8 protein-coding genes are annotated in these 7,888 nt (G+C 29.3%); all 8 read left to right on the forward strand.

Annotated elements, in window-relative coordinates:
• The first annotated feature begins 15 nt into the window (after positions 1-15).
• Positions 16-177, forward strand: coding sequence for a 30S ribosomal protein S18 (gene rpsR / locus ACMUOV_RS00885; RefSeq protein WP_413852889.1), 162 nt, complete (start codon positions 16-18; stop codon positions 175-177).
• Between the two features lie 17 nt (positions 178-194).
• The gene (gene rplI, locus ACMUOV_RS00890) at positions 195-650 is read left to right on the forward strand and encodes a 50S ribosomal protein L9 (protein WP_413852875.1); all 456 of its coding nucleotides are present in this window, start codon (positions 195-197) and stop codon (positions 648-650) included.
• Between the two features lie 9 nt (positions 651-659).
• Positions 660-2,036, forward strand: coding sequence for a replicative DNA helicase (gene dnaB, locus ACMUOV_RS00895; protein WP_413852877.1), 1,377 nt, complete (start codon positions 660-662; stop codon positions 2,034-2,036).
• Positions 2,036-3,190 (forward strand): alanine racemase, encoded by a 1,155-nt coding sequence (gene alr, locus ACMUOV_RS00900; RefSeq protein WP_413852879.1) that lies wholly within the window; start codon positions 2,036-2,038, stop codon positions 3,188-3,190. The genes dnaB and alr overlap by 1 nt, the downstream gene beginning before the upstream one ends.
• A gap of 81 nt (positions 3,191-3,271) precedes the next feature.
• Positions 3,272-4,078, forward strand: a complete 807-nt coding sequence (locus ACMUOV_RS00905) for an MlaE family ABC transporter permease (protein ID WP_413852881.1) — start codon at positions 3,272-3,274, stop codon at positions 4,076-4,078.
• Between the two features lie 124 nt (positions 4,079-4,202).
• Positions 4,203-5,513 carry a B12-binding domain-containing radical SAM protein gene (locus tag ACMUOV_RS00910; RefSeq protein ID WP_413852883.1) on the forward strand — a complete coding sequence of 437 codons (1,311 nt, stop codon included), beginning with the start codon at positions 4,203-4,205 and terminating at the stop codon, positions 5,511-5,513.
• A gap of 100 nt (positions 5,514-5,613) precedes the next feature.
• Complete coding sequence (locus ACMUOV_RS00915) at positions 5,614-6,846, forward strand: hypothetical protein (RefSeq protein ID WP_413852885.1); 1,233 nt, start codon at positions 5,614-5,616, stop codon at positions 6,844-6,846.
• 269 nt (positions 6,847-7,115) lie between these two features.
• On the forward strand, positions 7,116-7,888 hold a 773-nt coding region (locus ACMUOV_RS00920; RefSeq protein WP_413852887.1), incomplete at its 3' end, for an SPL family radical SAM protein.

The raw sequence follows: 7,888 nt of genomic DNA on the forward strand, positions 1-7,888 counted from the left end.
AGCGATAAAATAGAAATAGATTACAAAAATGTAAGTTTGTTAAGAACTTTTGTTACCGAAGGCGGGAAAATACTTTCCGGTAACGTTACCGGAACTTGCGCAAAGCACCAAAGAGAACTTTGCCAAGCTATTAAGAGAGCAAGAATGTTGGCTTTATTGCCTTTTGCAGCTAACTAAAAAGGGAGAATTATATAATGAAAGTTATTTTAAGAGCAGATATAACAAATGTAGGAAGACAAGGGCAGATAAAAGAAGTTTCTGCAGGATTTGCAAGAAATTTTTTATTGCCTAAAAAAATTGCAATGGAAGCAACTCCTCAAAATTTAAAAATTTGGGAAAGAGAAAAAGTTAAATTGGAAAAACAGAGAGAAGAGATAATTGCAGCTGCAAAAGAAGTTGCGGAAAAATTATCAAAAGCAACTTTCTCTACAAAAGTAAAAGTAGGTGAAAACGGTAAAATTTTCGGTTCCATAACAACCGCTACTTTATCAAAAATTTTTGCAGAACAGGGTTTTAATATAAACAAACACGATATTTTGCTGCCGGCTCCTGTTAAAGAAGTTTGCAAATTATCCGTAAATGTCAGGTTACATCCTGAAGTAGTTGCTAAAGTTGAAGTTGATATAGTTGAAGAAAAAAGCAAAAACTAAACAATAACAATGGCTAACAGTTTAGAAAAAGTACCTCCTCAATCAATAGATGCTGAAATGGCTTTAATCGGGGCTATGTTAATAGAACGAGATGCGGTTATAAAAGCACTCGATTTGGTTAAGGAAGAGGATTTTTACAGAGAAGTTCATAAGTTAATTTTCGGTGCAATAAGAGAAATAAGCGATACACAATCGGTGGAAATTGTTACCGTTAATGAAAGATTAAAAAACAATAAAATGTATATTGAGGCCGGCGGAAGCAGATATCTTGCCGGTCTCATTGATAAAGTAAAAACTGCTGCAAATGTTGAATATTATGCAGATATAATAAAAGACAAATCCATTTTAAGGCAAATAGTAAATATCGGCTCCAAAATGGTAACCGATGCTTTTGAAGAAAAAAAACCTTCAGTTGAAATTTTAGACCAATCACAAGAAAATCTTTTTAACATTTCAAAACAAAATATTACTTCCGATTTTGAAACGCCTAAACAATTAATGAAAAAAACCGTTGCCGAACTTGAAAAATTACATCAGGATAAACGGGATGTTTCCGGCTTAAAAACAGGTTTTGATGATTTGGATAAACTTACATCAGGTTTGCAACCTTCCGAGCTTATAATACTTGCCGGAAGGCCTTCCATGGGTAAAACGGCATTTGCATTAAACATTGCCGAAAACGTTGCAATCAACAACAAAGGAACCGTCGCAATATTTTCTTTGGAAATGTCAAAAGAATCGTTAATGAAAAGGTTTTTGGCTTCTTGTGCATTAGTAAACGGTCTGAAATTAAGAAGCGGTCAATTTTCAAGCGACGATTGGACAAAACTTACAAATGCTGCCGAAAAACTTGTTAATTCTCAAATACATATTTTGGACAAATCCGATATAACAATTACCGAATTACGTGCAGCGTCAAGAAAACTTGCAAGAAAATTGGAAACAAAAGGTAAAAAACTTGATTTGATAATTATAGATTATTTACAACTTATAGGCACATCTTCAAAATACAAATCCGAATCTGAAGCAAGTCTTATTGCCGAAGTTTCAAGGTCATTAAAGGCAATTGCAAGAGATTTGCAAATACCGGTTCTTGTTTTATCACAATTATCCAGAGAAAACGAAAAAAGAACCGGTTCCAAAAAGCCGCAACTTTCGGATTTAAGAGGTTCGGGTGCAATTGAACAGGATGCCGACGTAGTTGCTTTTGTGCACAGAGAAATTTATTATGATAAAGATAAAGAAAATCAAGATGAAGATAAAAAAAGAGAAGCACAAATAATTGTAAGCAAACAAAGAAACGGTCCGGTAGGAAATGTCAATTTGGTTTTTGAAAGTGAATTCACAAAATTTTTTAATAAATCTCCAATGGAGGACTACAAGTAATGAAGGAACAACCGCCATCTGCAAGAAAGAAAAGTTTAACTTTTTTCCGTCAAAATTGGGTTGAAATAGATAAAAGCGATTTTCTTTTCAACTTAAAAAAAATTAAAGAAAGTTTAAAAAAAGACACAAAAATTTTGCCCGTTATAAAAGCTAACGGTTACGGACACGGAGGAGCAGAACTTGCAAAAGAAGCTGTTCGTGCAGGTGTTTACGGTATAGGAATATCTTCCGTTGAAGAAGGAATTCAATATAGAAAAGCAGGAATAAAAACAAATCTTTTAATGTTAAGTTCCGTTTATCCTTGTGACGGTTTGGAAGTTGCCGTTTATTGGGATTTAATTCCAAGTTTATCAAACTTACACGATATTCAGTTTTTGGCAAGTTTGGCAAAAAAACTCGATAAAAGATTGGAATTTCATTTAAAAATAGAAACCGGTATGGGACGGCTCGGTGTAAGCCCTCAAGACGCCTACCATATAATTGAAAAAATTGCCGAAATGCCGGAAATAAAAATGAGCGGAATGTTTACACATTTTGCTGTTTCGGATACAAATCCCGCTTATACAAAAAACCAACTTGATATTTTTAATGATATTGCAAAGTATGCAAAAAAATTAGGTTTAAAATTCATATCACACGTTGCAAATACGGCAGCATTGATGACAGATAAAAAAACACATCTTGATATGGTTCGCCCGGGAATAGGTTTATACGGGCTTACACCTTTTGACCGTGTAGTTTCAAAAGCATTAAAATTAAAACCGGTTTTATCATGGAAAGCAAGAATAATAAACTTAAGAAAAGTTTCCGCCGGTTTTTGTGTAAGCTACGGAAGAACTTTTGTAACAAATAAAGCTTCAATTATCGCGGTAATTCCGGTAGGATATGCGGACGGTTACAGCAGAGTATTATCAAATAAGGCAGATGTTTTGGTCAGGGGGCAACGTTGCCCGATTGCAGGCAGAATTACAATGGATATGATGATGATAGATGTTACCGGTGTAAAGGGTGTTTCCGTCGGTGATGAAGTTGTTTTAATAGGCACACAAGGCAGCCAAACAATAAAAGCCGAAGAACTTGCAAAATTGCAAAATACAATCAATTATGAAATTACATGTGCTATTTCAACAAGAGTTCCAAGAATTATAGTATAATAAACCTAATAATTTATTTATACAAGTATATGCAACTCGACAACTATAATTTTATAGCCGATAAATTATAAACCGTTAATTATGGAAAATTTAAAAAATAATTTTAATCCTATCAGTTATGTTTTTGAAATTTTTAATAAAGTAGCTTTAGGTTTGGGGCATGCAACCGAAATAACCTTAGAAACTTTTGTGTATATTTTTAAAGGTCAAATAAATATAAAAAACACAATATCACAAATGTTTGAAGTCGGTTACAGATCATTTCCTATTATTTTACTGACTTCATTTTTTACCGGAATGGTTTTGGCACTGCAGGTAGGTTCTGCAACTTCAAATTTATTTAACGAACCAGTTTATATAGGTATGATTACCGCTTATGCTTTAGTTAAAGAATTAGGTCCTGTTTTAACAGCGGTTGTTATAACAGGCAGAGTAGGTGCTGCAATAACGGCAGAAATAGGAACAATGAAAGTAACCGAACAGATAGATGCCTTGTATACATTAGGGACAAACCCTATAAAATATATTGCAGTTCCAAGGTTTATAGCTTGTATATTAATGGTTCCGTTACTTACATCAATAGCAAATATAGTTGGTGTTTACGGTGGACTTGTTGTTACTACAATGAATTGGGATGTTCCTTCAACCGTTTATATGAGTGATATATTAAATGTTATGGATGTTTCTACTTTTTGGCACGGATTTATAAAATCATGTGTATTTGCATTAATTTTGGTTATTGTTGCCTGCCACAAAGGTTTTCAATGTTCCGGTGGTGCTGAAGGTGTCGGAAGGGCAACAACAAGTTCGGTTATGGTATCTATGATACTTATTATTGCCTCGGATTACTTTCTAACAGCTCTTCTTGTAATACTAAAAATTACTTAAAATAAATTATCCGTTTTCAAAACTTTATGTTTCACGTGAAACATAAAAAACAGTTTATAATTTAAAATTTACAATATCAATTAGCAATCAAAAAAATAAGAAACACTTAATTTAAGAACAAAAAATGACTAAAATATTATTAGTTAATCCCCCGATATACGACTTTGCCGCTTATGATTTATGGGCAAAACCTTTAGCACTGCTTTATTTATCCTCAATGTTAAAACAACAAAACATAAATGTTCAATTTTTTGATTATATGGACAGATTGTCACCTCTTATTAAAAGTCCCGAATCAAACAAATACGGTTGCGGGCATTATATTAAACAAATAATTCAAAAACCTTATATTTTCAAAAACATAGAAAGAAATTATTATAGGTTTGGTATACCGGAAAATACGGCAACCGATTATATTAAAAAGTTACCCGTTCCGAATTTAATTATAATAAATTCCGTTATGACTTATTGGTATTTAGGTATTATTGAAGTTGCAAAAAACTTAAAAGAAATTTTCCCTAAAACTCCTATAGTTTTGGGTGGTATTTATGCAACTTTATGCTACGAACATGCAAAAACACTTAAAAATATAGACGATGTTGTTCGTGGCAGTTTAGACAATTTCAATGATATATTTAAAAAATATAATATTGATGTAATAATTAATGCTAACTTTGAAACGATGCCTATTCCGGATTATTCTTTATATAATAAGTTAGAATATATAGTAACAAGAATAGGGTTAGGTTGTCCTTTCAGTTGTTCTTATTGTGCTCAAAAAATATTAAATAACGGTATATTTAAAAGAAAACACCCTTTAATTGTTAAACATGAAATAGATTATTTAATCGGTAACAATATTAAAAATATTGCTTTTTATGATGATGCATTATTTTATAAGGCAGATGATAATATAAAAATATTATTAAAAGAATATGTAAAAGATAATAAACAAATATATTTTCATACTCCAAACGGTTTACATGCAAGGTATGTTGATAAAGAACTTGCCGAACTTATGTTTCAAACAAATTTTATAAACCCGAGGGTAAGTTTGGAAACATCAAATAATGAACTTCAAAAATACAGTGATAATAAAGTAAATAATAATTTATTTGAAGCGGCCATAAACAATTTAGTAAAAGCCGGTTATAAAAAGGGAGAATATACATCATATTTATTGGTAGGGCATAAATATCAAAAATTGGAAGATATTAAAAAATCAATAGATTTTGTCCATAGTTTAGGGGCAAAAGTATCATTATCTGAATATTCCCCTATTCCCTTAACAAAAGATTGGGAAAAAATTGATGAAAAATATAAAAAAGATCCGTTGTACCAAAACAATACTTACTACACATTAAATAATAACATTATTGATATTCAACAAATAAAATTATATGCCAAGGAACTTAATAAAAAATTGCAAATATAATTACAAACTTTTTATAACTTTGTTTGTTATGGTAAATACGTTATAATGAAGTAAATTTATATTCTTAAACAAAGAAGTCTGTAAACAATTAAAAACAACTATGTATAAAATATTAGTGGAAAAATTAAAAAAAAATTTTATATTACAGTATTTACATAAATGTTTTTTAATATTAAATGAATACATACATATATACCTATATCCGATTAATTACAGTAAAATAAAAAGATATTTAAGCAAAAACAAAGCAACTATCAATACAATAAAAGATTATGTTTTAAAATCAAAAAAAGAAAAATTTCGTAAAATTATTTTTGTTATTGACGGCGATTTAGAAGAAACAGGCGGAGTTGAAACAAGGATTAAGAAAACAATAGACTTTTTAATTTCTCGCAATTTTGTTCCCATCATTATAGCAAAAGAAAATAAATTTAGACTTATTACTAATTGTTTTTTTATAAAATTTTCATTTGAAAACAGTTTAACTTTAAAATTTTTTATAAAAATTACAAAAAAAATAAAACCCGAATATATTGAATTTCAATTAAAAAGCGTATCTGCAGAAATTTTAGCTTATATCGGCAAAAAGCAAATAAATGAACTAAAAAAAATATCAAGAACAGGAATTTTATTTCATTCTCAGCAATATTTTTTATTGGAAAAACAAATTAAACGGTTTGACAGTATTATTTCCGTATCAACAGATTGGTTAAAAAAATTTAAAAATTTACAACATAAAATCTATAAAATTCCAAATTGCATAACTATACAAAATGAAAATTGGCATTATTCCGGGCAAACAAAGATTTTATATATCTCAAGGTTTTCAAAAGATAAAATACAACATGTCCGTAATTTGATTTCATTATGTAAAATTTATAAATTCAGTATAGATATTGCAGGAGCAGGAGAAGTGCAATTCATTAAAGATGCCATAAATTTTGCCAAATCAAAAAACGTTGATATTAATTTTATAGGACAAATAAATTCGATACAATATTTACGCAAAAATTTAAATAATATTTTATTTGTTGCCGGTGTCGGACAGGTTATTCTTGAAGCAACTTCTTTTAATATTCCTTCTTTTGTTATAACTAATCATAAAAATGCATCCTTTTCCCAATTTGTTACAAAGGACAATGTAAAAATTATAACCGAATATAATTGTGTTCTCAATAAACTTAAAATTTTTGGAAACGAATTTGAAAAATTTATCAAAGATATACCAAATAATCTTGACAAATACTGTGTTAAAGATTATATTGAGACAAATTATTCAGTGGAAAAAATTATGAATGCATATATTCGTGCTTGCAGAATTAAAGGAAATTAGCATATAAAATAATATAATAAAAAATTACAAAGCAATTTTGAAGCTTAGAAGAATATAAGATTCGAATATTGGAAGCAAAGCGGAATAATTTTTAATGTATAGTGCAGAAAGTAATATATATAATGTCGGTAAAAATTCACATTGTGAATTTTTGATAAATAATTAGATTTTTTGCAAAGCAAAAAAATACATTAATTATACATTGTAAATTATACATTATAAATTGTATTTTTGTTTCACATGAAACAATTATATAAATAGGACTTATTATGCATTTTGTTACCGTAAAAAGTATATTATCTGCAAAAAACGGGATAAACCTTTACAGAGGTTGTCTTCACGGTTGCATATATTGCGATTCAAGAAGTAACTGTTATAATATGCAGCATAAGTTTGAAGATATTGAAATAAAAGCAAATGCTGTAGAACTTTTAGAAAAAACTTTTAAAAGTAAAAGAAAAAAGTGCATGATAGGTATGGGCTCTATGACAGATCCGTATATTCCGTTGGAAAAAGAAATACAAAGTACAAGAAAAACATTGGAATTAATATACAAATACGGTTTTGGTGTGACGCTCATAACAAAATCGTCGTTAATATTAAGAGATTTGGGTATTCTAAAAGAAATAAACAATAAAACAAAATGTGTTATTCAAATGACATTAACAACCTTTGATGAACAACTCTGTAAAATAATAGAACCTAATGTAAGCAGCACTAAAGAAAGATTTGAAACATTAAAAATACTTAATCAAAATAATATCCCAACTATTGTTTGGCTTACACCTATATTGCCGTTTATAAATGATACAAAAGAAAATTTAGCCGGTATTTTAAATTATTGTATAAAAGCAAAAGTTTATGGTATAATATGTTTCAGTATGGGGGTAACTTTAAGAGACGGTAACAGAGAATTCTTTTATAAGAATTTAAACAAGTTTTTCCCTCAATTAAAAGGAAAATATATAAAAACTTATGGAAGTAACTATATCTTAAACAGTCCTAATAACAAATATTTAATGAATATATTCTATAAAACTTG

The sequence above is a fragment of the Candidatus Ruminimicrobium bovinum genome (assembly GCF_902760015.1).
In the GTDB taxonomy this organism is placed as follows: Bacteria; Elusimicrobiota; Endomicrobiia; order Endomicrobiales; family Endomicrobiaceae; genus Ruminimicrobium; species Ruminimicrobium bovinum.